A 26630-nucleotide genomic window follows, 5' to 3' on the forward strand; every position below is an offset into this window, starting at 1 on the left:
ACTCGCTCAGCATAAGGGAGGGGTTTTCCATGTTGCAGCCGGTATATATCTTATGCTCAGTGGTGAGCAGTGCTGCCCCGACCCGGAACCCGGAGTATGGTGCAATCGCATTCTTCATGGCCTTTGCGGCCTCACGGTAAAGCCGCTCCATATACCTGTTTGTTTCCATCTTTTTTCAGTAACGGAGAATTTCGAGCAGGTTGATATAATCCTGTTCCTCATCCATATCAACAGCCTTCAGTTTCTGTCTGATCAGCTCTTTTTCCGCCTTCTCCCTGTCTCCTTTAAAAACGGAATCAAGTTTGATGGCCTCGGTAAGTGCCTCAGAGGCATCACCATATCTGGCCAGGGCATTGTAGCAGAGTGCCAATCCATAATAAGGGGCATTATAGCCCGGTGCCCGATTGATGGCTTTTTTGTACGCGCGTATCGATTTGTCAAACTCACCTTTCCTGTAATAAACTTTCCCAAGATTGGTAAAGGCCGTTTCCGGCGTAGGATACTGCAGGTTATCCAGGGCCTTCCGAAATGCCTCGATAGCCTTGTCCCATTGCCTTGTCCTCATATAAACCACACCGAGGTTATTATATGCCTCTGAATATTGCGGATCTATACTGATTGCCGTCTTAAAAGCCTCTTCAGCTTTTTTCGTATTGCCGAAATAACGGTATACGATACCAAGGGCATTATGTACCCTTTTATTCCCGGGCTTAAGTTCTACGCTCTTCTGTAGCTCTACAAAGGCTGCCTGCATCTGGCCTCTTTCCAGGTGAGATATGGCGAGTTTAAAATGAGCCTTTGCCTCATTCTGTCTCGCCTGCCTTGATGGCGTTGCACAGGAGATGAGGAAGAAGAGGGTAACAGGTATGATTACAATCCAGGTTTTCATGATAGTTTTAAGGTTAACAGGTCCCGGTCCTTTTTTTCTCGGCTATAAGGTTAAGCAGTGCATCAAAGGATTCGGTAAAGAGCCTTACTCCTTCATCCTCAAGCTCCCCTGTAACCCGGTCAATGCTGACACCCAGATCCTCTATTGACCGGATGCTTGCCAGGGCAGCCTCGATGTCCGCGTCAATAGTCCGGTCAACATTACCATGGTCCTTAAAAGCCCTCCAGGTGGCATCGGGCATTGTATTGACCGTGCCTGGACCTATAAGTTCTTCAATATACAGGACATCACGGTATGCCGGATTCTTTGTGCTTGTGCTGCCCCAGAGCAATCTCTGAATCTTTGCCCCTTTTTCCATCAGAACAAAAAATCTCTGTGAAGAGAATGCATCTTTAAAGAGCTGATAGGCTATCTTTGCGTTTGCAACGGCTGCCTTGCCCATAAGGGATTTTATCCTCGCTTTTTCGTCATCATCCCCTGCCATCTTCATTTTTTCCTCAAGGAGTTTATCTGCAAGGGTATCCACCCTGCTCACAAAGAAGCTTGCAACAGAGGCAACCCTGTCAACAGGCTTGCCTTCCGAGACCCTTCTCTCGAGCCCTTTCATATAGGCGTCTATCACCTCTTTATACCGTTTTACAGAGAAGAGGAGTGTGACATTGATGTTGTAACCGCGGCAGAGGAGTTCTTCAACAGCTGGAAGGCCTTCTTTTGTGGCCGGAACCTTTACCATAAGGTTCGGCTTTCCTATCCCCTCAAAGAGTTCCGATGCCTCCCTGACAGCCCCTTCAGTATCATATGCAAGATGAGGGTCAACTTCAATGCTCACATATCCGTCCAATCCGTTGCTTTCCTCATAAACAGGCATAAGCAGTTCGCAGGCCTCAACGATATCCTGTATTGCAAGGGCATAAAACAGGTCTTTTTCAGAGGTCTCCTTGCCGAGCAGCTGATGGAGCTGTTCATCATAGTCATTGCCGGACTGGATGGATTTATGAAATATTGTGGGGTTTGAAGTTACACCCCTGAGCCCTTCTTCCTCTATCATCCGCTTCAATTCCCCTGATTTCAGAATTCCCCTGCTGATATTGTCATACCAGAAGCTCTGGCCGTATTTCTGAAGCGTTATAAGCGGACTGCTGTTCATTTTTGTCCTCCCCTTAAAGAAGCTGATGGCATCATCTGATGCAGAGAGCAATGCATTAAATTAGCATTTATCATTTTTCGGAGTCAATATGGAGGGGAAAGAGGGTGATATTTGTAATTCTAATTCGTTTTGTTTATTATTAATATTGTGAAGATAGTGAGGAGGCTTTATGACTGGGTTTTGCACTGGGCAGAGACACCCTATGGTGTTCCAGCCCTTTTTCTGCTCGCCGTAGCCGAATCATCCTTTTTCCCTGTCCCCCCTGATGTGCTCCTTATTGCCCTGAGCCTTTCATTGCGCAAAAGGGCCTTTTACTATGCAGCGGTCTGCACGGTCGGTTCTGTTATCGGAGGTGCCCTGGGTTTTTTTATAGGGATGAAATTCTGGTCCGTTGGTCAGGGCATCCTCTTTCATTATGTGAGTAAGGAGACATTCGATATGGTCAGGACCTATTTCCGGGACTATGAGGCATGGGCGATTGCGATAGCCGGGTTTACGCCGATCCCGTACAAGGTGTTTACCATCTCTGCAGGTTTCTTTCAGGTGGATTTTTCGGTCTTTATGGTGGTCTCATTCCTGAGCAGGGGTGCAAGGTTCTTTCTTGTCGGCGGATTAATCTATCTTTTCGGCAAACATATCAGAAATTTTATTGACAAATATTTTAACCTGCTTACATACGGATTTACCGCTATCCTGGTTGGTGGATTCATTGTTTTAAGGTTCATAAAATGATGACTTCAATCATGTCTTATATAAAGAACTTACCCAATACTTTTATCCCCATCTTTGTAGCTGTTGACATATTTGCTCTGTTGCCCCTCTTTATGGCATATACAGCCGGGCTGCCACAGAAGAAAACAGAGAGGGTTATTAATCTTTCTCTCCTCACCGCTTTCCTGGTAAGTATGGGGTTTGTGGCAGTCGGCGAGGTGATATTCAGACTACTGGGCATTACAGTGGATGATTTCAAGATAGCAGGGGGGCTTCTCCTGTTGGTGATAGCAATTCTTGAAGTAGTCAGGAGCGATTATAAAAGAAAAAGGGTTGTTGATGAAGGGGTAGGGGTGGTTCCCATTGGAGTGCCCCTTATAGTCGGCCCTGCGGTGCTTACCACATTACTTGTACTGATTGAACATTACGGTGTCGGCCTGACCGTGACAGCCCTGTTGCTGAACCTCATTATCGTATGGCTTTTTTTCCGTAATTCAATAATTATAACGCGCTATCTTGGAAAGAACGGCATGATGGCCCTCTCCAAGCTGATGGCCATACTCCTTGCCTCCATAGCGGTTATGATGATCAGGATTGGCATTGAAAACACAATAAGGATGCGTTGATTCAGGAGGATTTTATGTTGGTCGGACTGATATCTGATACCCATGATAATGTAGACAGGATAGAGCAGGCTGTATCTGTCTTTAATGAAAGAGGGGTTGCCCTTGTTGTTCATGCAGGGGATTTCACATCCCCCTTTTCCTTAAAACCCTTTGAAAGGCTGAAGGCGGACTTTGTCGGTATCTATGGAAATAACGACGGAGACAGGCTCCTGCTCAGGGACCGTTCAAGGGGCAGGATCCACCGTCAGCCTCATAAGTTCACGTTCTCGGAGAAAAGGATAGTGGTGATGCATGAGCCTGACCTTGTTGATGACCTTGCTGCAAGTGGACATTTTGACCTGATAGTTTATGGTCATACACACCGTGCAGAGATTGAAAAGATTAACAATACACTGATGGTAAACCCGGGAGAGGCAGGTCACTGGCTCTATGGCAATGCAACAATTGCAGTAGTTGATATAAATAAAATGGAAGGTGAGATTATATCTCTTTAGCAGATGTCAGCATGTCACCCCGACAATCCTCCTGAGCCCTGCCCGTATGGCTGCCTCGATTGCAGCCCTGTACTCCTCTGATGTTACTCTCCTGTTCAGGGGAGGGTGATCAAATGCCTTATAGCAGGGGTAGTACTGGTCCATAATATTTGTGTAGGTGTTGGGTGATATCACCTCGGCTATAAATCTAACAACCTCTTCGGTACCGGCAATTCCTTCAGGCATAACCAGGTGCCTTATCAGCAGGCCGTGCTCTGCAATCCCTTCCTTGTTGATTACAAGGTCACCACCTGTCTGTGCATCTCCCTTATTGCCTCTTTGGCAACCTGCGGGTAGTCCGGGGCAGCGGAATATCTCCTGGCCATTTCAGGGTCTGAATACTTGAAGTCAGGCATATAGATATCAACTATCCCGTCAAGGATTCCGAGGGTCTCAACAGATTCATAACCCCCGGTATTATAGACAATCGGGATACATAGCCCCCCTTCCATTGCCATCCTTAATGCCTTCAGTATCATGGGGACCTGATGTGTTGGAGTGACAAGATTGATATTATGACAACCCCGGGACTGCAGGTCTGTCATAATGGATGAAAGCCTTTCAAAACTTACCTCAGTGCCCTCACCAAGATGGCTTATGGAATAGTTCTGACAGAAGAGACATCCGAGGTTGCAGTTGGTAAAGAATATCGTTCCTGAGCCTTCCCTGCCCACAAGGGGCCTCTCTTCACCAAAGTGAGGCCCCCAGCTTGAGACAACGGGTTTGTCCCCTGTACGGCAAAAACCATATTCTCCTTCCTTACGGTTCACACCGCAACTTCTCGGACAGAGTCTGCAGGAAGTGAGTATATCATCGGCCCGGGCTATCCTCTTGTCAATCTCCTCAACGGTAAGCTTCAGATAGGCAGGGATGAAATCATCTTGTGAGTTTCTGGGCAATCTCTTTGGCATTCCAGGCAATACGCTTTATTGAATCAAGCATGACAATGTAAAGACCTGATGACTTCGGAAGACAGAGTCCCTCGATTAACCGTTCCTCATGGAGTGTGGCAAATTGATTGGCTGTCCTCTCGATTTCCAGCTCTGATTTCTTTATATAATTTGCAATAAATGTATTTCTGGCAAGTATCAGGTCGCTTGTGGTATTTAATATTTCCCTGGTCCTCTGAAAGAGAAACCCGAGCTCCGAGATTGCCTTGTCGCTGAAGAGTATGCTCTCCCGCACCTTTGTCCTTATGGAACGGGCTATGTGCTCAAAATTGCCGGCCATCCTCGCCAGGTGGGAGGGAATGGGAGAGAAGAGACGCGCAGTATCATCTGACTTTGAGGCTGTAATCAACTCATCAGTCAGTTCTTTTTCAGTCTCCTGCACCCCTCTGATGATAGCTTCGGCTTCATCGAGAAAGGTATCCCTGTTATAGATGAATGCATTATACAGGAGAGATATGGCCTCCTCAAGTCCCTGACTCATCCCGTGAATTCCGGATATGGCCTCTCTTGTCTCAACCTCTTTCATACCCCCCCTCCTTTCAGGACAACATGGTTTATAAAACAAGATAAACTCCTGATGAAATTATACCACAAAACACACTGTATCAGACCTTTTAAGGCTGATTCTATTTTGCCATCTTCACGGTTATCTTCAGTGCCCTCGCACTTGAGGATCGTATCATGTACCTGTCGTCCATCCTGTATCCAACCACCCAGATAATATCCTCTCCTGAAAGAAGCAATGGAACAGAATCTCTCACATCTCTCGGCACCTTCTCATCGACAAAATAGTCCTGCAGCTTTTTTCTTTTTCCAAACCCGGAGGGATAAAAAAAGTCTCCTGCCTGCCTTGAACGCACCTTTAGCGGAAAACGGAGCATGTCAAAGTCAAAAACAGCCTCTTTTTTTCCATCCCCTGTACTGGTTGAGTCATTACTGACACTCGATATCAGAACAAGACCGGCCTCCTTCAATACTGTTTCTCCCGGAACCTCTAATACATGCTCACCCAGTTTTTGAGGTGCTGCCGAGGTAATGATCAACGTGGAGTAATCCTTTATAACGCGGATTCCCCCCGGCAGGTAAATCCTTGAACCACTTGAGCCTGTCCTTATAAGGGATATAATCTCTTCAATGTGTTCAAGGCCTATCCCCCGCAACCCCCTTGTTTCTTCAATAGCCCTGATGAGAGCCCTCCTGAGGATAACCTTCTCCATATTCTCAAGGGGCGAAATGAACAATTCTATTTTATCGCCTGTTTTACGGCTTATAAGCCTCATAAGGGACTTTGTTACTGCGATCTCCATATACTCATTCTCCTCGCGGAGGATGTTGGCTGTCCTGCAGAGGGTCCCGGTTAGATTCGGGTTATACTTTTTAAGGAGCGGAATGACTTCATGCCTCAATCTGTTGCGTAGATAATCCTGCTTCAGATTCGATGTGTCAATAACAAACCCAATGCCCTTCTCATCCAAATACTTCTCGATCTCTTTTCGTTCCACCATGATCAAAGGTCTTATGATCGGTCCCCTGACAGGCGGTATACCGGAGAGACCCTTTGGCCCGGACCCTCGTAAAAGCCGCATGACAAGGGTTTCAGCCTGGTCATCGGCATTATGTCCTGTTGCAATCCTGTCGGCCTCTATCTGAAAGGCATGTTCCTCAAATGCGAGGTATCTGAGATGTCTCGCAGCCTCCTGTATGCTGAGGTTCTCCTTATCCGAAAATTCCCTCACATCCACTTTTTTAACACTGAAGGGGACTTTCAGCCTTTCTGTCAGTTCAGTGCAGAAGTCAATCTCATATGGGGTTTCTTCAGGCCTCAGACCATGGTCAACATAAATGGCATCAAGGGAGAGTCTCCACTCTTCCCTCAGTTCACTCAGTATGTGCAGGAGGGAGACCGAATCAGGCCCGCCTGAGAGACCGACAAGTACCCGTTCTCCGCCTTTCAGCATGGAGTGTTTTTTGATTGTCGTGTTTACTTTTTTCAGTATATCCAATCCTCCAACCTCTCCAATCCTCCAATCTTATTCCGGAGGACATGCCTAAAATTTAATATACTCCTTCACGGCCCTTCCCATTTTATCAAACTTTACCCTTGCAATGAAATGTTCTCCGGGGAGGAATGAATATGAGAGTTCACGCCAGGTTACAATGGTCTCGTCCCCTTTCCTTTTTATCTCGGGCAGCGGGAATCTCGAGAAGTAGAGGAAGTTTTTTACAACCCGCAACTGCTTTGATTCCTTTATCTCGGGTGCCTCCTCTGAATAAATGAACTTATCATCAACGCTGACCCTCCTTGTAAACAGATCAACAGTCCCAACTTTATATACGCCTCCTGAATCAGTGATAAACCACCATCTCAAAAAGTCGTTTGGCAGCGGAAAGAGGTGGTAGTTATACTCGTCCATGCGTGTTCTGAGAAAATCCTCGGCAAGTCCCTTGAGATAGAACCTGCCGGTCAGATAGAGGGACATTACGACCATCGTTGCCACAGCTATCAGCCGTCTCATGTTCTCTTTCTTCATGGTCAGTATAACACCCAGCAGGAGTGTCCCTGTAATATAGGGGTCAATGACAAAGAGGAGGTCTATGGAGTATTTTGACCAGTCGAGGGGAGAGAAGACTCTTACAGGATAGCGGTTAAAGAGGTCCAGGATGATATGACTGACATAACCTGCAAATGATATCACCGAGAAGAAAATAAATCCCTTTCTGAAGACTCCGTGCATCAGAAATCCCATGAGCAGGGAAAAGAGTATAAGAGCCCCTATGCCATGAGTAACCCCCCGGTGATACCTCAGGAAGACATCCGCTCCCCACAGGTATGTTATATAATCAAGGTCCGGGGCATTGGCTGCAAATATAAGCGTTGCAAGAGCTGCCTTCCTTTTTGGAAAGCACCTGGACAGTAGCGTACCTGTGAGGATATGAGTTGCAGGATCCATATTTACAGATAGTTTAATTCAGCAGGTGTAAAACTTGCAAACTTCTTTATTGAGACTATATAATTAATACCACAATAACACTAATTTCAGATGGGGGGCTAATTGGAACTCTTCAGGCTTGGCATCTCTGAAGCACTGGATTTATTAGATAAGGGAGAAATATCTTCAAGGGATTTGCTCGACTCTGTATTCAGCAGGATTGAAGCCGTTGATAACAGGGTAAGGGCTTTCCTCTCTTTAACGAGGGACAGGGCATATGACCGGATGGAAGACCTGAAGGGATCTGAAAAAAGAGGCCTGCTTTCCGGTATTCCACTCGCTATAAAAGACAATATCTGCATAAAAGGGATTCAGACAACCTGTTCTTCAAAGATACTGGAGGGTTTTATTCCTCCCTATGAGAGTTCTGTGACCGAAAGGCTCCTCCAGAGCGGCTACATCCTCCTTGGCAAGACAAACCTTGACGAGTTTGCCATGGGCTCTTCCACTGAAAACTCAGGATATTTTGTAACACACAATCCCTGGGACCTGGAGCGGGTTCCTGGAGGGTCAAGCGGGGGGTCTGCTGCTGCTGTGGCGGCAGATGTGTGCCTGGGTGCCATTGGCTCTGATACCGGTGGCTCCATAAGGCAGCCCGCTGCCTTCTGTGGTGTGGTAGGGTTCAAGCCTACATATGGAAGGGTATCGCGCTACGGCCTTGTTGCCTTTGCATCGTCACTTGATCAGATCGGACCCATAACAAAAAACGTAAAGGACGCAGCCCTCCTTCTAAACGTCATCTCAGGCCATGACCCGAGGGACAGCACATCCGTACCTGTTGAGGTACCTGACTTTACAGCAGGACTTGGCCGTGAGATCAGGGGACTGAAGATCGGGGTGCCGAAGGAATATTTTATAGAAGGGCTTGACCCCGAAGTGGAGCAGTGTGTCAAGGACGCCATAGGAGTGCTTGAGCGGCTCGGGGCAGAGATTGTTGAGGTATCACTGCCACACACCGGGTATGCAGTTGCTGCTTATTATATCCTCGCCACATCTGAGGCAAGCTCAAATCTTGCCCGTTTTGACGGTGTGAAATATGGATTCAGGGCTGATGGTAAAGACCTGATTGATATGTATATGGAGACAAGGGCTCAGGGTTTCGGCCCTGAAGTGAAACGGAGGATAATGCTCGGCACTTACGCCCTCTCAGCCGGGTACTACGATGCCTATTACAAAAAAGCCCAGCAGGTGAGGACACTTATAAAGAGGGACTTTGAAGAGGCGTTTAAAGAGGTTGATGTCATAGTCACGCCTACAAGTCCCACTGCTGCTTTCAAAATTGGCGACAAGGTCTCGGACCCATTACAGATGTACCTCAGTGATATCTTTACCATATCCATTAATCTTGCAGGTGTTCCTGCAATATCCATCCCCTGCGGATATACACCTGAAGGCCTTCCCGTCGGGCTTCAGGTTATCGGGAAACATTTTGATGAGGAGACTGTCTTGAGGGTTTCATATGCCTATGAGCAGTCAACAGACTGGCATAAGAAGAGGCCGGGACTGTAATGGAAAAGATGGAACAGGAAAGATTGGAAGAAGCGCTGGAACTCCTGTGGGTTCTTGAAGAAGAGGAAAAGGGTGGGCTCAAACGTCTCAAGGGTTGTTCTGATGATGAAGGGATAGATGAGACCATTGCTGAACTGCAGAAGAGGGGCCTCATCACCGTTGACGGGGAAAACGTGGAATTCACTCCCGAAGGCAGAGAGATTGCCAGGGGCGTGGTGCGGAGACACAGGCTTGCCGAGAGGCTTTTTGCGGATGTCTTTGAGATGAAAGAGGAATATATTCATGAGGATGCCTGCAGGATGGAACATATTCTTAGCAAGGAACTGACTGACAGCGTCTGTACCTTTCTTGGCCACCCCCCCACTTGTCCTCACGACAAGCCCATTCCAAGAGGGGAATGTTGCAAGAAATACAGGGTAGATGTGGAACCACTGGTTATGAGGCTTGCTGATTTTGAAGTGGGTCAAAGGGGCAGGATTGTCTATATCGTTCCTTCAGATCCTTCACGTCTTAACCGGTTGAATTCCATAGGCATAAATGCCGGTTCCAAATTAAAGCTCCTTCAGAAATGGCCGTCAGTGGTGGTTCAAGTTGATGAAACCACTGTTGCAATTGATATAGATATTGCTAAGGAGATATTTGTAAAGAAGATAACCTGACCGGCAATATTACCTTGAAGGTTGTCCCTTTATCCACCCTCTTTTTAACCTCTATTTTCCCTTCGTGTTTCTTGATTATCCTGTAACTTATGGGAAGCCCCAGTCCTGTCCCCCTGTCCTTTTTGGTTGTAAAAAAGGGTTCGAATATCTTCTGGGCTACGTTGTCGGGAATGCCTGTGCCTGTGTCAGAGACCTCGATCATTACTGAAGTATCCATCTTTGCTGTACTGATGCTGAGAGTGCCGCCATTCGGCATTGACTGTACGGCGTTGTTGATCAGGTTGAGGAATACCTGCTTGAGCTGATTTGCATCTGCACTTATCTGGGGTATTTGCGAAAAGTCCTCGATTATATTTATTTCGGAATCCTTGAGGTTGAGAGAGATAAGGTCGATTACCTCTTTAAGTAGCCTGTTTATATCAACCTTGCTGATTTTGAGAGGCCATTTTTTTGAGAATTCCAGTAACTGCTGGACAATATCTCTTGCCCTGAGAGATTCGGATTCGATAATCTCAAGATCCCGCATGATGCTCTCAATATCCTCTTCCTCCCTCATGAGTTCCGCATATCCGAGTACGCTTGTCAGGGGATTATTGATTTCATGGGCAATATTGGCGGCAAGTTCGCCGATAGCAGCAAGTTTGGCCGCCTGTACAAGCTGTTCCTGTGTATCCTTAAGTTTTTGCATCTGGGTGTGCAGATCCCTGTACAACTGGGCGTTATCCATGGCAACCGAGAAATTATTTGCAATTACGCTGAGGAGCCGTATGTCTTCTTCAACAAAGTCTGCACCCTCTTTATTGATGGTCATCAGAAAACCTGTAAGTATTCCTTTCTGTTTCAGCCATATTACAGCCAGGTTGCGGATATTGTCGGTTTCTCTCAGCAGGAGTTGTTTTGTTACATGATCTTCGGGGAGGATGATTATGGACCGTTTATTGCTTTTGAGATAAAGACTGTTTATGAAAGAGGGCTCATACGACCAGTTTTCAACATCGCTGTCAGTAAAGCCATAGGCTGGAAAAGCCGAAGCATACCTGTCTCTCTCCCTGTCATACAAAAATACAAGAACTTTTTCCGCCCTGATGATCTCGGCAACACCAAATACCATCTCCCTTATGATATCCTGTTTATTGGTTACCATATGGAAGGAAAGGGTCAGTCTGTATAATCCGCTTAGCCTCATCATGTAGTTCATATTCCTCTCATGGCCTTCTTTCAGAGAGAGGCTCATCTCATTGAATACCCTGGCAAGATGTCCAAACTCAGTGGTGTCGGAAGAATCTATGGTATAACCGAGGTTACCTGAGGCAACCTCTCTTGCGGCATCGGAGAGTTCCCTTATGGGTTTGAGTATCTCGCTTGTAAGGTTGACTGCTATAATACCTCCGGTCAGCATTATACCCAGGAGACTCGCAAGGAGGATCTGTTTTATGCGTTCAACTTTACGCAAGGCCGTTCCGGACTTTTCCTTGAGTTTCTGGTTGGTGATAAAGGCCATCTCCCGTGTGTTCTGCAACAGCATTTCTCCTATATCAGCTGTTACCATCTGGAGTCTCTTTACCCTTTCGGGGTTTGCTGTGGTAGTTATGAAGGCGCTGAGCGCTTCCTTGTATTTCTCGGTAAATCTCTTCAAACTGATGAGTTTTCTGGTAAGGGCCCTGCTGTGGTGGCATCCCGTGCATCTGGTAACCGCCTTATCAAGGGAGTTGACGTTGTCAACGATTACATCCAGGTCAGTACCAAAAGATGTCCCTATAGTGTAGAGGTTGGTCTGTACTGTCTGCAGATTGATTACGAGGTTTTGGCGTATAATCTCAACCTTGTGGAGGGTTATAAGGCTCTTCAGGTCTCTTGTGACCTGAGATAATGCCGTAATTGCTATCCCTCCGCTGAGGGCGAAAAGCAGAAAGATGAGTAAGAGATATTGCGTTATTTTTTTGCGCATCTATGGGCTCCGGCAGTTAAAAAACTGAAAAAGTTTTCTTTCATCTGACCCTGTACTGGTATGTTTCTATATCCTCTCCGAGTGTTTTCAGCATTTCATAAACGGGTTTGAAGTCTTCAACGGATGCCTCGATAAATCGCTTTGCCCGCAGTTTTGCAAGAATCTTTCGCCCCTCTTCGTTGCGGTCCATTGTCAGAAGCACTTCTTTTATCATCTTCTTCATATCTTCCGGGAGGTCTTTTCTCAGGCATAATGTGCTTTCAGGCATAAGGGGAGATTTTGCGATGATTCTTAGTTCACTCTTGATCGTTGGGTCCCGTGAGACGAGATTATTGTAAATGGTATTTTTTATACAGCCTATATCAGCCCTTCCATCAAGTACTGCATAGACGGAGGAATCGTGGCTGCCTGTAAAGTAGTATTCCGAGAAGAAATCATTCAGGTTTTTCACCCCGTGAGATCTGAAATAGGATAGAGGGAAAAGATAGCCTGTCACTGTTGCCCTGTCCACAAAGGCCAACACCGTTCCTTTCATATCGGCGACAGTCCTTATCCCGCTATCCTTCCTTACGATTATATAACCATAGGAGTATGTCGATCCGTCTAAATTTACAGGGCGCACAAGCGGCTCTATATCGAGTTTTTCGATGGCGAGGGCGCCTGTCAGGTCCCCAAAAAAAGCACCGTCCAGTCCCCGCTGAACAAACCTGTCTATAATGTCACCATAGCGGCTGAGTATCGTCAGCCTGACCGTTATCCCCGTCCTTGCCGAAAGGTACCCGGCAAGGGGTTTATATCTCTCTATCTGTTTGAATATATTCTGCTCGGGGATGAGTCCTATCAGCAGTTCCCTCTCTTCTGCATTGGCCCTGAGTGTTTGAGTGAAGAGGATCAAACAGAGCAGTGCAGCTATGGCAATAAATCTCGCCATTATTTTATCACCCTGTCTGATTCCGTTAATAGTTCTATAGGGATATCCAGTCCAAGTTCTATGGCGAGTTTCATGTTGAATGTGAGGGAGTTTTTTAAGAGGGCAGTATTTTTAATGCTGTTTATGTCCCTGTTGTTTATGAACTGGATGAGGTTTTTTGCCAGTATGGCACCCTGCTTGCGGGGGTCACTGGAAAGTGTTATGAGAGAATATTCTTCAAGTCCATCCATGACTGTGACCAATGGAACAGACTTTTTTCTGAAGATCAGAATGTAATCCGGAAAATATTTATTTATAAGTGCACTGCTTGTAAGCAAGAGGCTGTCATAGGATAAGAGCCTTAACCTTTCACCAATCTCGCCTGGCCTCTTTATAGGTATTTCCACAACATCAAGTGATAAAGTTTTGCATACATCCTTTACATCGTTGTACTGGGTTTTGGTGCTGGGTTCAGCGTCTGAGTATAATACCCCTATTTTTTTGATGTCCCCGGTCTTCCTCAGATAGCGGATGATGCTTGATACAGGGACCTTGTAGCCAACTCCTCTTATGTTTTTTCCTTTTATACCTGACCTTTCAGGTTCATATACCGCAGCATAAATAATTGGAATGGAGGAAGATTCATACAGTGCAGCACGGGCAGCTCCGGAACCGTAAACGATTATGAGGGAGGCGTCATAGGCGATTACCTTTCTTATGGCATTGCTCCACGCAAGTGTATCAGGGTTGGGTCTCTGTACAATAAACCGAATTTTCTGGTCGTAGCCCTTATCAAACAGTTCCCTGACGAGTTCCTCGTGTATTTCCCTGTAAAAGGGCAGGTCGCCTGAGAAGACCACACCTGCAATAATCTTCTCCTTTGTAGCAGCATGAAGAGTGCTTGAGAGGATTGAGAGAAGAATCAGGATTGATAGAATCAGCCTTTTTATTTTACCACCTCTTTGTCAGAATCAGGATTGCCTGGTAGAATTTACCATCGTTATTGTCGTCAATCCTGTCATTATAGTCTCTGAGGCCCAATAATGTCTCTATACCAAAGCCGTTGATTATTGCATAGCTGCTCCTGATGGAGACATCAGTCTCTGTTACCTTGAGCATGGAGAACGAGGCAATATCTTCAGACAGTGGATTGTTGGTCCGGAATTTCCCCTTTGAATGTGTTTGTCCGATGTCGGCAGAAATATCCGTCCTGTCGTTGATCTGGTGAGTGATGCCGATAGAGTACGATGTTGATTCGTCACTATAAGGAATGCCGTTTTCTATAATGGGGTCACCGGGACTGGAAGAGCCGTCGCCTAAAAATGTGGAGTACAGCAGTGACTGTCTCAGATTATTTTTGTAGTATCCGCATCCCAGAGTAAGGGATGTCTTTTCTCCCGGAGTGAGCATGAGGAGGCCGAATATATTATGGGTGGTATTATTTCTTTGTCCCACCTCGGATACAATATCATCGGCGGTGTTAACGAATCTGAGGTGGTCCCTCTGGTCCTTTTTAAGGTTATAAGTCAGAACGGTCAATACTCCAGGAAATGGAGAGTAACTTGTATAGAGATTGAGCTCATGGGACTGGTCCGGTTCTGTGTTATAGACCGGATTCTTAAGGTCACTATATTTATAACGGGTCCTGAACTTTACTCCCTTCAATAACGTACCGTAGACTTTAAGGGTAAGAGTGTTTACCGTTGTGTCCCTGTTAGCCAGCAACCACTCCTCTGTATCAGAGCGGTCTTTCCTGCTGACAGAGTAAGTTCCCGCAAGATTAATGCCCCTTAAGGGTCGTGCCCTGATATTCAGTGAGACCTCCCTGCGCCTGACATCCAGGGGTGGACGCACTTTATAAGTCAGCTCATTGCTGAGACCATTGAGGACGGTAGTTGCAGGAGCGTCCTCGTCCGTATTCCTGTAACTGAACCTGAGAAAGAATGATAGTTCGTCCATCGGTATATAACTTAGCTGGCCTGCACCAAGAATCATATCCCTCTTTACACTGCTGTCCTGATTTGACTGTCTGACGCTGCCAACTGATGCCGAGGCAGTAATACGCCCTGTATAAGATGAATGTACCTTTATATAATCAGAGGATGTGCGTGTTTCCGGTATCTGGTTGTGTGGATAGACATCCTCAGGCCTGATACTGGTTGCAGGGTAGAGGTCTGCAAGAACCTTGTTTCCGTTTGGAATAAACTTTTTCTCTCCGTGGGAGTACTCAATCTCTACAGGTCCAAAATGACCATTGGAGCCTATAATCAACTCTTCCGTCCTGAAATCGATTTGCCTGCCCTGAGACGTTACAGTCATGTCATTAAAGGTCCCGATGAGAAACCTCTGTTGAATTTCGCCTTCCTTATCATATCTGAAGTATCTTGTATAGAGATGGACCGGGTAGTCCGGGGTCTTGAGTCTTAAGAAAAAATCGCTTATCCTGGTATCTGCCTGATACGTTTCTCCTGTATTTCTATCCTCATATTTTCTCTTGACTTCATCAGGATTGGAATCCGGGAGTTTGTAGTGGTCGAGATTATGTATGAGTTCTCTCATGATCAGCCTTGAGAGCAGAATCTCCCTGTATGCATAGCCTGTATCGAGGTACAGGTCGTCTTTTTCATAACTGAGAAAATCGAGGTAGAATCTGTGTGGCAGTGGGTAAACCTCGATCCCTGTCCTCAGGGCGGGTGATTTGATCCCTGACTGGTATTCTATCACCCTTTGAGAGCCGTCAAGTTTGGACCAGCTATAACCGATCCCGAGAGAGTATCTGGGGCTGTATGTCTGGTCCGGATCTTCTTCGGCCCTGAGAGGAGCCGGAAAGAGTAAAGTCAGGACAACAAACGTCACAAGGACATATAGATAACGGAGGGTGATATCCTGATAAAAGCATAACCCCCTTGCTACATCCGGGTTCCTTATTACTGGTTGGATGTTCATCATTGGATGAATCTTCCCTTGCCTCCCGGTGATGGTATGTCCGTGCCATGTATCTGACTATGACAGTTTGTGCATCTGGTAAAGAAGAAGCCTTTCAGTGCAATGCTTTTAGGCTCACCTGTGGCAGTATTTATTCTATGGCTCTGATGGCATTGAAGGCACAGAAACGGTTCTCTCACGACAAGGAGGTTATTGTTCGGAGAGCCGTGAGGAGTGTGGCAGTTGAGGCAATCCTCTGTCAGGTCGGCATGTTCGTACAGGAAGGGGCCTTCCTTCTCCCCATGGCAGCGCGTGCAGACCTCTTTAACCGTGGACTTCCTCAGGAGCTTTTCCGATGTTGTACCGTGCGGGTTATGACAGTCAGTACAGTAGACCTTACCCTCAGGTACTGGATGATGGCTTGGCATCTTAAAGTAGGCCATTATATCCTGATGACATTTAAAACACATGGTGGCTGTATCCTTTGGTTTTACCTTCAGGTCAGGGCCTTCGTGTATCCTGTGACAGTCTGAGCAGGAAACGTCGTTTACTGCATGAATACCGGCATTCCATTCATGGAGATTGAAGGTGGCATTACCAGTATGACATTTAAGACATATAAGGTTTTTTGCAATCGCCGGAAGGTTATTAATGTCGATCAGTGTCTTGTAATTACATTCCGTCCTGATTCCCTTTTTGTTGTTTTCCTCAACGAGTTCACTGGTTATGCCCTTGATTGCCAGGCTTCCGGGACCATGACAGGATTCGCAGTCAACAAGGGGCAGTCCTGACTCTCTCCTGAGTTGTGCCCCCATTGTGCTTGCATCAAAAGCGGCCTTGATTTCATCATGATCATGACAGGCAGAAAGACAGGTCTCTGTTCCCACATATTCTGCATCAAGACGTCCGGCTATCATTTTTTCGTATTCGTTCAGCGGAAGTAAGGGTTTTGATCTCTTGAGTTCAGTGCACGCATACAGAACAGTCAGCCCGAGTAACAGGACTGCTATAACAGATAGCCGGTGTTTCATTCTGACCCCTTTTCGTAATTATTATAATATTACAGAATATCAGATCATATTTCAAATATGATAGGCACTATCATGGGTCTCCGGTTCATGGTCTTGTAAATATGCTTCTTCAGGGTATTTCTTATCCTGGCCTTCAGAAGTGTAAGGTCCTGGAGCACTTCGGGATCAAGGCCTGTTATTGTCTCGGCAACCACTCTTCTCGCCTCGGAGATTAAGTCTGTTGAGGCCTCCTCGAAGATGAATCCTCTTGATATTATGTCCGGGCCTGAGGTGATGCGGCCCGATGGTTTCTCCATTGATATGATTACAAGGACTATGCCGTCATGGGCGAGCCTCCATCTGTCCCTGAGCACAATATCCTTAATATCTCCCTTTCCATCAATAAATATCCTGCCGGAATGAACCTTTCCGTTCTTTTTCACCCCTTCACCGTTGATTTCAAGGACATTGCCATCCTGCATTATAAATATATTCTCTTTAGGTATATTCAGCTTCTCAGCTAATTTTGAGTGATAGATAAGGTGCCTGTACTCGCCGTGTACAGGCATAAAGTATTTGGGCCTTACAAGGTTGAGCATCAGTTTCAGCTCTTCCTTTGATGCATGTCCCGAGACGTGAACCTCCGAGACCTTTTCATAAATTACATTTGCTCCCCTGCGAAAGAGGTGGTTTATAATCTTTCCTATGGAACGCTCATTTCCGGGTATTACCTTTGCAGAGAGCACAACCGTGTCGTCCGGCTTGATCTTGATGGTCTTGTGTTCACCTGTTGCAATCCTTGACAGAACACTCATGGGTTCACCCTGACTGCCCGTTGTGATTATAGCAACCTCCCGGTCAGGCAGCTTTCGGATATCATCCAGGCTGAGCCATGTCTTTGCCGGGAGCCTGAGATACCCGAGGTCGAGGGCTATCTGTGCATTTGATACCATGCTTTTACCGCATATGGCTATCTTCCTTCCGTACTTTAACGCCACATCGATCACCTGCTGTATCCTGTGTATGTTGGAGGCGAATGTAGCAATAATGAGCCGTCCGGGGGCAGCGGAAAATATGTCTTCAAAGGCCCTTCGGACCTCTTTTTCCGAATATGTGAATCCGCCTTTTTCAGCATTTGTACTGTCGGACATCAGGAGCAATGTCCCCCTGTCGCCATATTCGGAAAACTTGTGGAAATCCAGCAGCTCGCCATCCACGGGGGTCGGGTCAATCTTGAAATCACCTGTATGAACGATCAGTCCATAGGGGGTGTAGATTCCGAGTCCCACTCCATCAACAATGCTGTGAGTTACACGTATAAACTCTACGGTGAACTCACCGAGTTTAACGGTATCCCTGGGTTTTACGGTATGGAGGGGAGCGGAAACCTTGTGTTCGGACAGCTTTTCCTTAAGAAGGCCAAGTGTAAGGGGGGTGCCGTATACAGGCACTGAACCGCCGAGTTCCCTGATGAGGAAAGGCAGTGCTCCTGTGTGGTCTTCGTGTCCATGTGTTATGAGCACCGCCCTGACCTTTTCCCGGTTTTCTATAAGATAGGTAAAGTCAGGGATGACGAAATCAATGCCGAGCATCTCGTCTTCAGGAAACATCAATCCAGCATCCACGACTATAAGGTCATTGCCGTATTGCAGGACGGTCATGTTCAGCCCGCCGACCTCTTCGACTCCGCCCAAGGGTATTATATAAAGTGGCTCACTCACAAGGCATGTTTAATAATGCAGTCCTGTTACCGGAAGACTCCCGGTAAATCTTTATTTTATGAGTATTTCAAGAAGTGCCTTTTGTGTGTGAAGTCTGTTTTCCGCCTGGTCAAAGACTACACTCTGCGGACCGTCTATGACCTCATCCGTAATCTCCTCGCCCCTGTGTGCAGGGAGACAGTGCATAACAATCACGTCCTCTTTTGCACATGCAAGCAGTGAGGAATTAACCTGGTAGGCGCTGAATTTTCTCTTCTTCTTTTCAGCACTATCTTCCTGCCCCATACTTACCCATACATCGGTGTATATAACATCCGCCCTGCCTGCTGCCTCTTTCGGGTCTCTCAGAATAATAATTTCTCCCTTGCCGCTCCTTGCCTGCTCGAGGATATCAAGGTCCGGCTCATAGCCTTCGGGACAGGCTATATTCAGCACCAGCCCCATCCTGCCTGCGGCTTCCATAAGGGAGTTTGCAACATTATTTCCATCACCGATATATGCAACCTTTATACCTTCAAGTGCCCCTTTCTTCTCTTTTATGGTCATAAGGTCAGCCAGTACCTGGCAGGGGTGATGGAGGTCGCTGAGGCCGTTTATTACCGGAACATCGGAGTTGGCGGCAAATTCCTCAAGCTTTGTATGTTCAAAGGTTCTTATAATAATGCCGTTAAGATACCTTGAAAGCACCCTTGCCGTATCAGCGGTGCTTTCACCCCTTCCGATCTGGATTTCAGAAGGTTTCATATATATGGACTGCCCTCCAAGCTGATAAATACCAACCTCAAAGGATATCCGCGTCCTTGTAGATGGTTTTTCAAAAAGCAGCCACAGGCTCTTCCCTATTAACGGGCATTTGTTGGCATCTGCCCCGGCCTTCAAGTCGATTGCCCGTTCAACAATACTGCTGATCTCTTCTGAAGTGAAGTCCCACAGTCTGAGAAAATCTCTTTTCATGACAGCCTCGCAAGGATATCTTCAACTATATCCGTCACCGTATCTATCTCCTTTTCCGTTACTATCAGCGGAGGGGTAAATCTCAGCGTGTTGTTCGCTGTACAATTAACCAGCACCCCTTTTTCCATACAGGCCTTAACTATAGGGGCACAATCCCTTGTCAATTGCATCCCGATCATTAGCCCCAGCCCCCTTATTTCCACTATTATACTTGAAAACGTATTTTTAAGACCTGACAGCCGTCTGATAAAATATTTTCCCAGTCTCTGGCATTCCTCAAGGAGGATACCGTCTTCAAGGATTGTCTCGATTGTTGCAATTGCAGCCTGGGTTGTGAGAGGATTGCCGCCAAAAGTGGATGCATGACTGCCCGGCACAAACGCCTCTGCCACATTCTCTCTGGCAAGCAGTGCCCCTATCGGAACTCCGCCTCCAAGACCCTTCGCCAGGGTCATTATATCAGGCTCTATGCCGAAGTGTTCATAGGCAAAGAGTTTGCCGGTCCTTCCCATTCCGGTCTGGACCTCATCGAGTATCAGGAGGATGCCCTTTTCATCACATATTCGTCTGATCTCCTTCAGGTAGTCAGGGGAAGGCACCACAACGCCGCCTTCACCCTGAATTGGCTCAAGCATTATGGCACACGTATTATCACTTATTGTTTCCTTTAATGCTTCAAGGTTATTGAAGGGTACATGTCTGAAGCCGGGGACAAGGGGTTCAAAGCCTTTATGGAACTTTTCCTGACCGGTTGCCGTAAGGGTTGCAAGGGTTCGCCCGTGAAAGGAATTAAAGGCAGTGATTATTTCAAACCGCTCCTCGCCATAATGTTCCTTTGCGTATTTCCTGGCGAGTTTAATTGCCCCCTCGTTGGCCTCTGCGCCGGAGTTACAGAAAAATATCTTGTCGGCAAATGAGTTTTCTACGAGCAATCTGGCCAGTTTAATCTGTGGTTCTATGTGATAGAGGTTGGAGACGTGCAGGAGCCTCTGGGCCTGTTTCTGTATTGCCACAACCACTCTGGGATGGCAGTGCCCGAGGATATTAACCGCAATACCTCCCACAAAATCGAGATATTCCCTGCCATCTACGCTGTACACCTTGGTTCCGCGGCCCTTTCTCAGGATGAGAGGGTATCTGTTGTAAGTATTCATCAGATACTTTGAGGATTCTTCAAGGAGTCTCTTTATGTCCATGCCGGTTCTCTTGAGTTTAATTGTTTAGTTGTTTATGTTTCGATAATGCTTCTTTTACCGCTCCTGCAAGAAGCGGAAACATGATCTCGTGATGTCCCGTGATATAATAACCCCGGCCTCCTGATGCAGTAGGCCGGCGCACAACATTCTCCATGGGCCTGTAATGCCTGTTAAAATCCATTGTAACCGTAGTGATATTCTTCACCCGGTGACCAAGGTTTCTCGCCACTGTAAGGGCCTTTAAAAAGACCTCGGGCATTACGACCGCAGAGCCGAGATTAATAAAAACTCCTCCTTCAAGGTCGGATATCACGGATGTAAGGGTCCTGAAATCGAGAAGACTGGTCTTGCCTATGGCTTCTCCGCTTGCCTCGGGGTGCATGTGTATGATATCCGTGCCTATGGCTACATGAACTGTAGCGGGGATTGATAGCCTGTATGCCTCGGAAAAGATGCTCATCCTTCTGTTGTGAAAACCTCGTCCCTTCAGTATGAGTCTGCCTATTGCTGCTCCAAGGCCGATGTTTTCCCCTGCCCCATTTTTTATCGCCCTGTTTATCATAACCGCCGTCTCTTTTGCCATGCCGAATGTCCCGTCTTCAAGCTCTGAGGCCACATCCTCAGAGGTCTCTCCAGTATAGGAAAGTTCGAAGTCATGGATTACAGTGGCACCATTTGCAGCTATGGCTGTTATTATCCCCTTCTGCATAAGATCTATAATGAGGGGTGAAAGGCCTACCTTTACCGGATGAGCCCCCATTGCAAGCACAACCGGCCTGTCATTCAACCGGGCCCTGACTATGGCATCAATCACTTCCCTGAAATCTCTGCCCGCAAGAATATCAGGCAGGGAGTCCATGAATTCCTTAAAGGTGCCCCCTTCAGGAAAAGTCCCGGCCGCCTTTGATGCCTCTACCTTGCTCTTTCTATCCTTTAAAGAGTATCTCCTGACAAGTTTTAAAGAGAGCGGTTTATATGTTTTCATGGAACAATCAAGAGTAAAGATATAAGATTTACCGTATAAAGCATGATTTTCATTTTAGCACAAATATATCCTGTTCTGGTAGTTTTCTTGTATTCGGGAGTCTTTTACATCTATAATAAAACTAACAAATGAATACGGCGCTAAAATTATTCGTCAGTCGTCTGACTGTTAAGACCCTTCCCCAGGCCAAAAGGGTTACAAAGATTGTTATCGGGTTTACATTGCTGTTGTTGGGTATTGTGCTTATCGTGCTTCCGGGGCCTGCAACTGTGGTAATTCCCCTTTCCCTTGCTATCCTGGCAGGTGAGTTTGTCTGGGCAAAAAAACTCCTCGAAAGGTTTAATTCAGGAATAAGACACATAAGGAACTGGAGAAAATGAGAGTTGTAAACTGCAAAAGATTATCCCGCAACCTGATATTTATAATCTGTATTCTCCAATACTCTTTTTTACTTTCCTGCGGCTACGGAGTTCACAGGACATCCTCTTTGCCGGTCAAGTCCGTGAAGATCAGCAGTGTTGAAAACCAAACTTTTGAGCCAGGCCTTCAGGATTTATTTGTAAACGTCTTTACAGAGGAGCTGCTGAGAAGCGGAATTTCTTCCTCTGAGACCTCTAAATATGTGGTATCGGCAATCCTGACGGATTACAAGCTTGATACGCTGAGTATAAAGGATGACCTTTCTGTTGAATACAGCATCCAGATTGTCGCTGATATCACACTCCGGCTGCCTGACGGCACCACGAGGGAGATCAAGGGGATAAGCTCCGAATTTATGGAGACATTCGTTTCTGCAGACAATATTCAGGCCATTCAGTCTCAGAGAGAAGTCGCTACAGAGAAGGCCGTCAGGGACCTGAGCCAGAGGATTATTGCCGAGATGATCTACAATACTAATCTCAAATGAGGACAAATGCCTGTTTCACCACAGAGGGCACAGAGTAAAAGGAGAGCAGGTGAGTCAGAAACAGTTTTTAAAAGAGATTGAAAACAACCTTCCATCCCCTGTCTATTATCTGTATGCAAAAGACTCCTTTCTCCTGAAGAATGCCGTTGACGGGATCAGGGAATTGGTCCCTGAGGAGAGGAGGGAGTTTAATGTCATGATTTATGATATTGATTCGTCACCACCAGTGTATACGATCATAGATGTCCTGAATACCCCGGGTTTTTTCGGTGAGAGGAAGATAGTGATAGTGAGAAACATTCAGACGATGAAGAAGAAGGAAGCAAAAGTTCTTTTCAGTTATCTCGACAACCCCTCTTCGGGCTCTGTTTTTGTAATGCTTTCACTCAAGCCCCCTGACAAGGGCATGAAGGAGAAGTTTAAAGGAGGGGTCAAGGTGCTCTCGCTTGATATGAAAGCTCAGGAGATAAAGACGTGGCTTACGGAACTTGCACGGCAGAGGGGGGTGGAGATAACATCCGACGCAATTGGACTCCTCATGGCTACAGCAGGCACTGATATGGGGGTCCTGTACGAGGAGACGGAAAAGGCTGCCCTTCTTGGCAAGTCAAGGGTTGACATAAATGACATCAGTGAGCTTATACATGGTTCAGCCACATACAGTGTCTTCACTCTCGTTGATGCGCTGGTAACAAAAGACCGGACAAAGGTTTTTAAGATTTACAGTGCAATGCGTGACAGCCTTGACCCGTTTGCCGTTATTGGCGCGATAAACTGGAAGTATGCAGAATTGTCAAAGAGGAGCAGCCGCAGGAAGGGATATTTCTCTGAAGTCTTCAGGTGTCTGTCAGAGGCTGACAGGAGATTAAAGACTTCAGGAGGTGAATATCCCGTTGAGGAGCTGTTTATCAGGCTGCTTCAGATTTAACAACAGAGTTGACTTTTTTCGTCAGGCGTGAGATCTTTCTTGAAGCAGTATTGTGATGGATAATACCCTTGGATGATCCCTTGGAAATAACCGTGATTGCCTCACGCAGGAAATTCCGGGCTGCATCCGCGTCCTTTGAGGCTACTGCTGATTCGACCTTTTTTACGCAGGTCTTTATCCTGGTCTTATAGTCCTGGTTTCTGAGCCTTCTTTTTTCTGCCTGTCTTACCCTCTTCAGAGCAGAGAGATTCTTGTTTGCCATTGTGCCTCCATGTGATTCCTGTAATTATTGGTGTTAAATAATTTAATATATAAAGGCATATAAAAGCAAGCCCCTTTTTCAGGATTTCGATATCATGAACTGCGCAACACGGATTTTAAACAGATTAAAGAGGTGAGGCCATGGAGGACAAAAAGGAGATTGAGCTCTTAAAAAGACTTGGATGTTCAGATAGAGTCATAGAGCATATTCTTGCCGTAAAAAGGGTTGCCCTCAGGATTGCCGATGAGGTGAGGATCCCTGTGGACAGGGAACTGGTCAGGATGGGCGCACTCCTGCATGATATCGGAAGGGCTCGGTCACACGGGATTGAGCATGCCGTTGTTGGTGCCGAGATGGCGAGGGAGATGAGGGTGGATGAACGTATTGTCAGAATTATCGAAAGGCATATAGGTGCGGGGATTACTGCAGATGAGGCCCGCGCTCTCGGTCTTCCCGACAAGGATTACGTTCCGCAGACACCTGAGGAGAAGATCGTGGCATATGCCGATAATCTCATTAAGGGCAACAGGGAGACCAGCTTTGAAGCGGCCCTGGAGGAATTCAAGAGTATTCCGGGGATTGGAAAGCCTGCAATTGAACGGTTTATAAGACTTCATGAGGAGATAGAACAATGGAAAAAGTAGTTTGCTATACAGGGAGGGCAGGATTCTCAGGTATGTTATCTGTCCTGCTGTTTACCCTCGGTATTTTACTATTCACGCCTTTCACTGTTTCTGCCTCCGAGAGTTTTCGCTATGACCTTAGATGGATGGGTATAAAGGCGGGAGAGGCACGGCTTGAGTTTATAGAGGATGGAGATTCCCTGAGGATAGTTTCGAGGGCTGAATCTGCAAAGTGGCTTTCCGTCTTTTACAAGGTGGATGATCGTGTGGAGAGTGTGGTAGTGAAGAAGAACAATCCTGCAAAAGGAGCGAACCACTGGGTTGCCGACAGATACAGGCTGAAGATCAGGGAAGGGCGGCACAGGAGAGACAAAGAGGTGATATTTGACCCTGCAAACAAAACGGCACTGTATATAAACCATCTTGATAATAAAAGAGAGACATATGCTGTTCCGGAGAATACATTTGATCCCCTCTCGGGATTTTTTCTCATGAGAAAGAGACCCCTTGAGGTTAATCGGCCTGTCCATGTAACGATCTTTGACAGCAAGAAGGTCTGGGATGTGAGGGTGGATGTACTGAGAAAAGAAGAAGTGGAGACCCAAGCCGGGAAATTCAGGACAATTGTGGTCAAACCCAATATGAAGTCAGAGGGGATATTTGACAGTAAAGGCGATATTTATATATATCTCACGGATGACAAGAGGCACATTCCTGTGCTTATCAGGACAAAGGTTGCCGTAGGTTATATAGAGGCAGAGCTTGTTGGCGGAGAGTTCTGAACCCAGTAAATGCAGGCCTGGGATGGACTTCAAGGGCTGATATTGGTTATTCTTATAGTGTAACTAAATAGTTTTCCGAGACTAAACCTGAGTTATTGGAAATAAGCTAAATTATTGGAGGACGAATGCACATAGGCATTATTGGAACAGGGTATGTAGGGCTTGTAACAGGCGCATGCTTTTCCGAGTTCGGGGTTTCTGTCACCTGTGTGGACAGGGATGAAAAAAAGGTCAAGGCACTCAAGAAGGGCGATATCCCCTTTTATGAGCCGGGACTCGAGGAGCTGGTCAAGAGAAATGTTGCAGAGGGCAGGCTCAACTTCAGCACAAAGGTGAAGGATGCAATAGAGTCATCCCTTGCTATCTTTATAGCGGTTGGTACTCCCCCAAGGGGTGATGGTACTGCTGACCTCAGTTATGTTAAGGAGGTTTCAGAGGAGATCGCCCGTTACATGGACGACTACAAGATTATTGTGACAAAGAGCACTGTGCCTGTGGGCACGGGCAAGAAGATCAGAAAGTGGATTAAGGAAAAACTGAAAGATGATATTGACTTTGACATTGCCTCCAACCCTGAGTTTCTCCGTGAAGGCTCTGCTATCGGGGATTTCATGAGGCCGGACAGGGTGGTGATTGGTGCAGAGAGCCCTCAGGCTATTGCCATTATGAGGGACCTTTACAGGCCCCTTTATCTGATAGAGACACCTTTTGTGATTACCAATATCGAGACAGCGGAACTCATAAAATACTCCTCCAATTCTTTTCTTGCAGTCAAAATCTCCTTTATTAACGAGATAGCAAACCTGTGTGACATCGTGGGCGCGGATGTCCATGTTGTTGCGAGGGCAATGGGACTTGACAAGCGGATCGGCCCCAAATTTCTGCATCCCGGCCCCGGGTTTGGTGGTTCCTGTTTTCCAAAGGATACGGTGGCACTGCTTCATCTTGCCGGGGAAAGGGATGCCGAGCTTGGTGTTGTAGAGGCTGCAGTAAAGGCCAATGAAAAGCAGAGGGCACTGATGTTCAGCAGGCTGAAGGAAGCGCTTGGTGATGTCAATGGCAAGAAGGTAGGCATCCTCGGCCTCTCCTTTAAACCCAACACAAATGACATCCGGGAGGCCCCGTCTCTCTATATGATAGAGAGTCTCCTTAACGAGGGTGCCAAAGTGCAGGCCTATGACCCTGTAGCAACCCCGGATATGAAAGCTGTCTTCCCGAAGGTCAGTTATAAAAAGGATGCCTATGAAACGGTAAAGGGGGTAGATGCCCTTGTGCTTATGACCGAATGGAACCAGTTCAGAAACCTTGACCTTGCACGGATAAAGTCGACCATGAAGTCCCCGAATTTCTTTGATCTCAGGAACATCTATGCACCTGAAAAGATGAAGGAACTGGGCTTTAACTACTATTGTGTCGGCAGGAACTGTATAAAATAGTTTGTCACAGTCAATAATAGTAGTGGCGA

General features: G+C 46.6%; 27 protein-coding genes and 1 pseudogene. 11 read left to right on the forward strand and 17 right to left on the reverse strand.

Annotated features, from left to right (window positions below; all coding sequences use genetic code 11):
• The 3 genes from VST71_09850 to tal all read right to left on the reverse strand — a co-directional run.
• A partial coding sequence (locus VST71_09850; protein MEC4686018.1) for a cytidine deaminase occupies positions 1 to 169 on the reverse strand: 169 nt, incomplete at its 3' end.
• A 6-nt stretch (positions 170 to 175) separates the two neighbouring features.
• Positions 176 to 889, reverse strand: coding sequence for a tetratricopeptide repeat protein (locus VST71_09855; protein ID MEC4686019.1), 714 nt, complete (start codon positions 887 to 889; stop codon positions 176 to 178).
• 13 nt (positions 890 to 902) lie between these two features.
• Positions 903 to 2036, reverse strand: coding sequence for a transaldolase (tal, locus tag VST71_09860; protein ID MEC4686020.1), 1134 nt, complete (start codon positions 2034 to 2036; stop codon positions 903 to 905).
• A gap of 180 nt (positions 2037 to 2216) precedes the next feature.
• Between tal and VST71_09865 the strand changes: the two genes are divergently transcribed.
• The 3 genes from VST71_09865 to VST71_09875 are packed head-to-tail and all read left to right on the forward strand — an operon-like array spanning position 2217 to position 3867.
• Complete coding sequence (locus VST71_09865; protein ID MEC4686021.1) at positions 2217 to 2768, forward strand: YqaA family protein; 552 nt, start codon at positions 2217 to 2219, stop codon at positions 2766 to 2768.
• An 11-nt stretch (positions 2769 to 2779) separates the two neighbouring features.
• A complete protein-coding gene (locus VST71_09870) occupies positions 2780 to 3373 on the forward strand; it encodes a MarC family protein (GenBank protein ID MEC4686022.1) in 594 nt (197 codons plus the stop codon).
• Positions 3374 to 3387: 14 nt separating this feature from the next.
• On the forward strand, positions 3388 to 3867 hold the full coding sequence (locus tag VST71_09875; protein MEC4686023.1) for a metallophosphoesterase: 480 nt from the start codon (positions 3388 to 3390) through the stop codon (positions 3865 to 3867).
• A gap of 6 nt (positions 3868 to 3873) precedes the next feature.
• On the opposite strand, the pseudogene VST71_09880 reads toward VST71_09875, so the two are convergent.
• The 4 genes and pseudogenes from VST71_09880 to VST71_09895 all read right to left on the reverse strand — a co-directional run bounded on the left by VST71_09880 (position 3874) and on the right by VST71_09895 (position 7807).
• Positions 3874 to 4817: pseudogene (locus VST71_09880) on the reverse strand (radical SAM protein).
• Complete coding sequence (locus tag VST71_09885) at positions 4783 to 5382, reverse strand: hypothetical protein (protein MEC4686024.1); 600 nt, start codon at positions 5380 to 5382, stop codon at positions 4783 to 4785. The pseudogene VST71_09880 and the gene VST71_09885 overlap by 35 nt, the downstream one beginning before the upstream one ends.
• A gap of 100 nt (positions 5383 to 5482) precedes the next feature.
• Positions 5483 to 6859 carry a tRNA lysidine(34) synthetase TilS gene (gene tilS / locus VST71_09890; GenBank protein ID MEC4686025.1) on the reverse strand — a complete coding sequence of 459 codons (1377 nt, stop codon included), beginning with the start codon at positions 6857 to 6859 and terminating at the stop codon, positions 5483 to 5485.
• Positions 6860 to 6904: 45 nt separating this feature from the next.
• Positions 6905 to 7807 (reverse strand): metal-dependent hydrolase, encoded by a 903-nt coding sequence (locus VST71_09895; GenBank protein ID MEC4686026.1) that lies wholly within the window; start codon positions 7805 to 7807, stop codon positions 6905 to 6907.
• A gap of 102 nt (positions 7808 to 7909) precedes the next feature.
• On the opposite strand from VST71_09895, the gene gatA reads away from it, so the two are divergent.
• Both gatA and VST71_09905 read left to right on the forward strand, forming a co-directional pair.
• Complete coding sequence (gene gatA, locus VST71_09900) at positions 7910 to 9355, forward strand: Asp-tRNA(Asn)/Glu-tRNA(Gln) amidotransferase subunit GatA (GenBank protein MEC4686027.1); 1446 nt, start codon at positions 7910 to 7912, stop codon at positions 9353 to 9355.
• A complete protein-coding gene (locus VST71_09905) occupies positions 9355 to 10014 on the forward strand; it encodes a metal-dependent transcriptional regulator (protein ID MEC4686028.1) in 660 nt (219 codons plus the stop codon). Before gatA ends, VST71_09905 begins: the two co-directional genes overlap by 1 nt.
• Here the strand turns inward: VST71_09905 and VST71_09910 are convergent.
• The 9 genes from VST71_09910 to VST71_09950 all read right to left on the reverse strand — a co-directional run bounded on the left by VST71_09910 (position 9983) and on the right by VST71_09950 (position 21663).
• Entirely contained in the window at positions 9983 to 11962 is a 1980-nt protein-coding gene (locus tag VST71_09910) for an ATP-binding protein (GenBank protein ID MEC4686029.1), read from the reverse strand. The genes VST71_09905 and VST71_09910 overlap by 32 nt on opposite strands.
• Before the next feature lie 40 nt (positions 11963 to 12002).
• A complete protein-coding gene (locus VST71_09915) occupies positions 12003 to 12893 on the reverse strand; it encodes a phosphate/phosphite/phosphonate ABC transporter substrate-binding protein (GenBank protein MEC4686030.1) in 891 nt (296 codons plus the stop codon).
• Positions 12893 to 13732 carry an ABC transporter substrate binding protein gene (locus VST71_09920; GenBank protein ID MEC4686031.1) on the reverse strand — a complete coding sequence of 280 codons (840 nt, stop codon included), beginning with the start codon at positions 13730 to 13732 and terminating at the stop codon, positions 12893 to 12895. The genes VST71_09915 and VST71_09920 overlap by 1 nt, the downstream gene beginning before the upstream one ends.
• A 91-nt stretch (positions 13733 to 13823) precedes the next feature.
• Positions 13824 to 15821: an MtrB/PioB family outer membrane beta-barrel protein gene (locus VST71_09925; GenBank protein ID MEC4686032.1), complete on the reverse strand. Its 1998-nt coding sequence runs from the start codon at positions 15819 to 15821 to the stop codon at positions 13824 to 13826.
• Positions 15818 to 16828 carry a DmsE family decaheme c-type cytochrome gene (locus VST71_09930; GenBank protein MEC4686033.1) on the reverse strand — a complete coding sequence of 337 codons (1011 nt, stop codon included), beginning with the start codon at positions 16826 to 16828 and terminating at the stop codon, positions 15818 to 15820. The genes VST71_09925 and VST71_09930 overlap by 4 nt, the downstream gene beginning before the upstream one ends.
• Before the next feature lie 44 nt (positions 16829 to 16872).
• Complete coding sequence (locus VST71_09935; protein ID MEC4686034.1) at positions 16873 to 18528, reverse strand: ribonuclease J; 1656 nt, start codon at positions 18526 to 18528, stop codon at positions 16873 to 16875.
• 51 nt (positions 18529 to 18579) lie between these two features.
• Complete coding sequence (gene argF / locus VST71_09940) at positions 18580 to 19482, reverse strand: ornithine carbamoyltransferase (GenBank protein ID MEC4686035.1); 903 nt, start codon at positions 19480 to 19482, stop codon at positions 18580 to 18582.
• Positions 19479 to 20678 (reverse strand): acetylornithine transaminase, encoded by a 1200-nt coding sequence (locus VST71_09945; GenBank protein MEC4686036.1) that lies wholly within the window; start codon positions 20676 to 20678, stop codon positions 19479 to 19481. Before VST71_09945 ends, argF begins: the two co-directional genes overlap by 4 nt.
• 16 nt (positions 20679 to 20694) lie before the next feature.
• Complete coding sequence (locus tag VST71_09950; protein MEC4686037.1) at positions 20695 to 21663, reverse strand: hypothetical protein; 969 nt, start codon at positions 21661 to 21663, stop codon at positions 20695 to 20697.
• Positions 21664 to 21791: 128 nt separating this feature from the next.
• On the opposite strand from VST71_09950, the gene VST71_09955 reads away from it, so the two are divergent.
• Genes VST71_09955 through holA form a run of 3 tightly spaced genes read left to right on the forward strand, consistent with a single transcriptional unit; the run spans position 21792 to position 23498 of the window.
• Positions 21792 to 22043, forward strand: coding sequence for a PGPGW domain-containing protein (locus VST71_09955; protein MEC4686038.1), 252 nt, complete (start codon positions 21792 to 21794; stop codon positions 22041 to 22043).
• A complete protein-coding gene (gene lptE, locus VST71_09960; protein MEC4686039.1) occupies positions 22040 to 22570 on the forward strand; it encodes an LPS assembly lipoprotein LptE in 531 nt (176 codons plus the stop codon). The genes VST71_09955 and lptE overlap by 4 nt, the downstream gene beginning before the upstream one ends.
• A 49-nt stretch (positions 22571 to 22619) precedes the next feature.
• The gene (holA, locus tag VST71_09965; GenBank protein MEC4686040.1) at positions 22620 to 23498 is read left to right on the forward strand and encodes a DNA polymerase III subunit delta; all 879 of its coding nucleotides are present in this window, start codon (positions 22620 to 22622) and stop codon (positions 23496 to 23498) included.
• On the opposite strand, the gene rpsT is transcribed toward holA, so the two are convergent.
• On the reverse strand, positions 23479 to 23760 hold the full coding sequence (gene rpsT / locus VST71_09970; protein MEC4686041.1) for a 30S ribosomal protein S20: 282 nt from the start codon (positions 23758 to 23760) through the stop codon (positions 23479 to 23481). The two genes, holA and rpsT, sit on opposite strands and share 20 nt — an antisense overlap.
• A 140-nt stretch (positions 23761 to 23900) precedes the next feature.
• On the opposite strand from rpsT, the gene VST71_09975 reads away from it, so the two are divergent.
• The 3 genes from VST71_09975 (at position 23901) to VST71_09985 (ending at position 26601) form a co-directional block, all read left to right on the forward strand.
• Positions 23901 to 24404, forward strand: coding sequence for a TIGR00295 family protein (locus VST71_09975; GenBank protein MEC4686042.1), 504 nt, complete (start codon positions 23901 to 23903; stop codon positions 24402 to 24404).
• Positions 24392 to 25165, forward strand: coding sequence for a DUF3108 domain-containing protein (locus VST71_09980; GenBank protein MEC4686043.1), 774 nt, complete (start codon positions 24392 to 24394; stop codon positions 25163 to 25165). Before VST71_09975 ends, VST71_09980 begins: the two co-directional genes overlap by 13 nt.
• 125 nt (positions 25166 to 25290) lie before the next feature.
• The gene (locus tag VST71_09985) at positions 25291 to 26601 is read left to right on the forward strand and encodes a UDP-glucose/GDP-mannose dehydrogenase family protein (GenBank protein MEC4686044.1); all 1311 of its coding nucleotides are present in this window, start codon (positions 25291 to 25293) and stop codon (positions 26599 to 26601) included.
• The last annotated feature ends 29 nt before the right edge of the window (positions 26602 to 26630 follow it).

Source organism: Nitrospirota bacterium, assembly GCA_035873375.1.
Classification (GTDB): Bacteria; Nitrospirota; Thermodesulfovibrionia; order Thermodesulfovibrionales; family JdFR-85; genus BMS3Bbin07.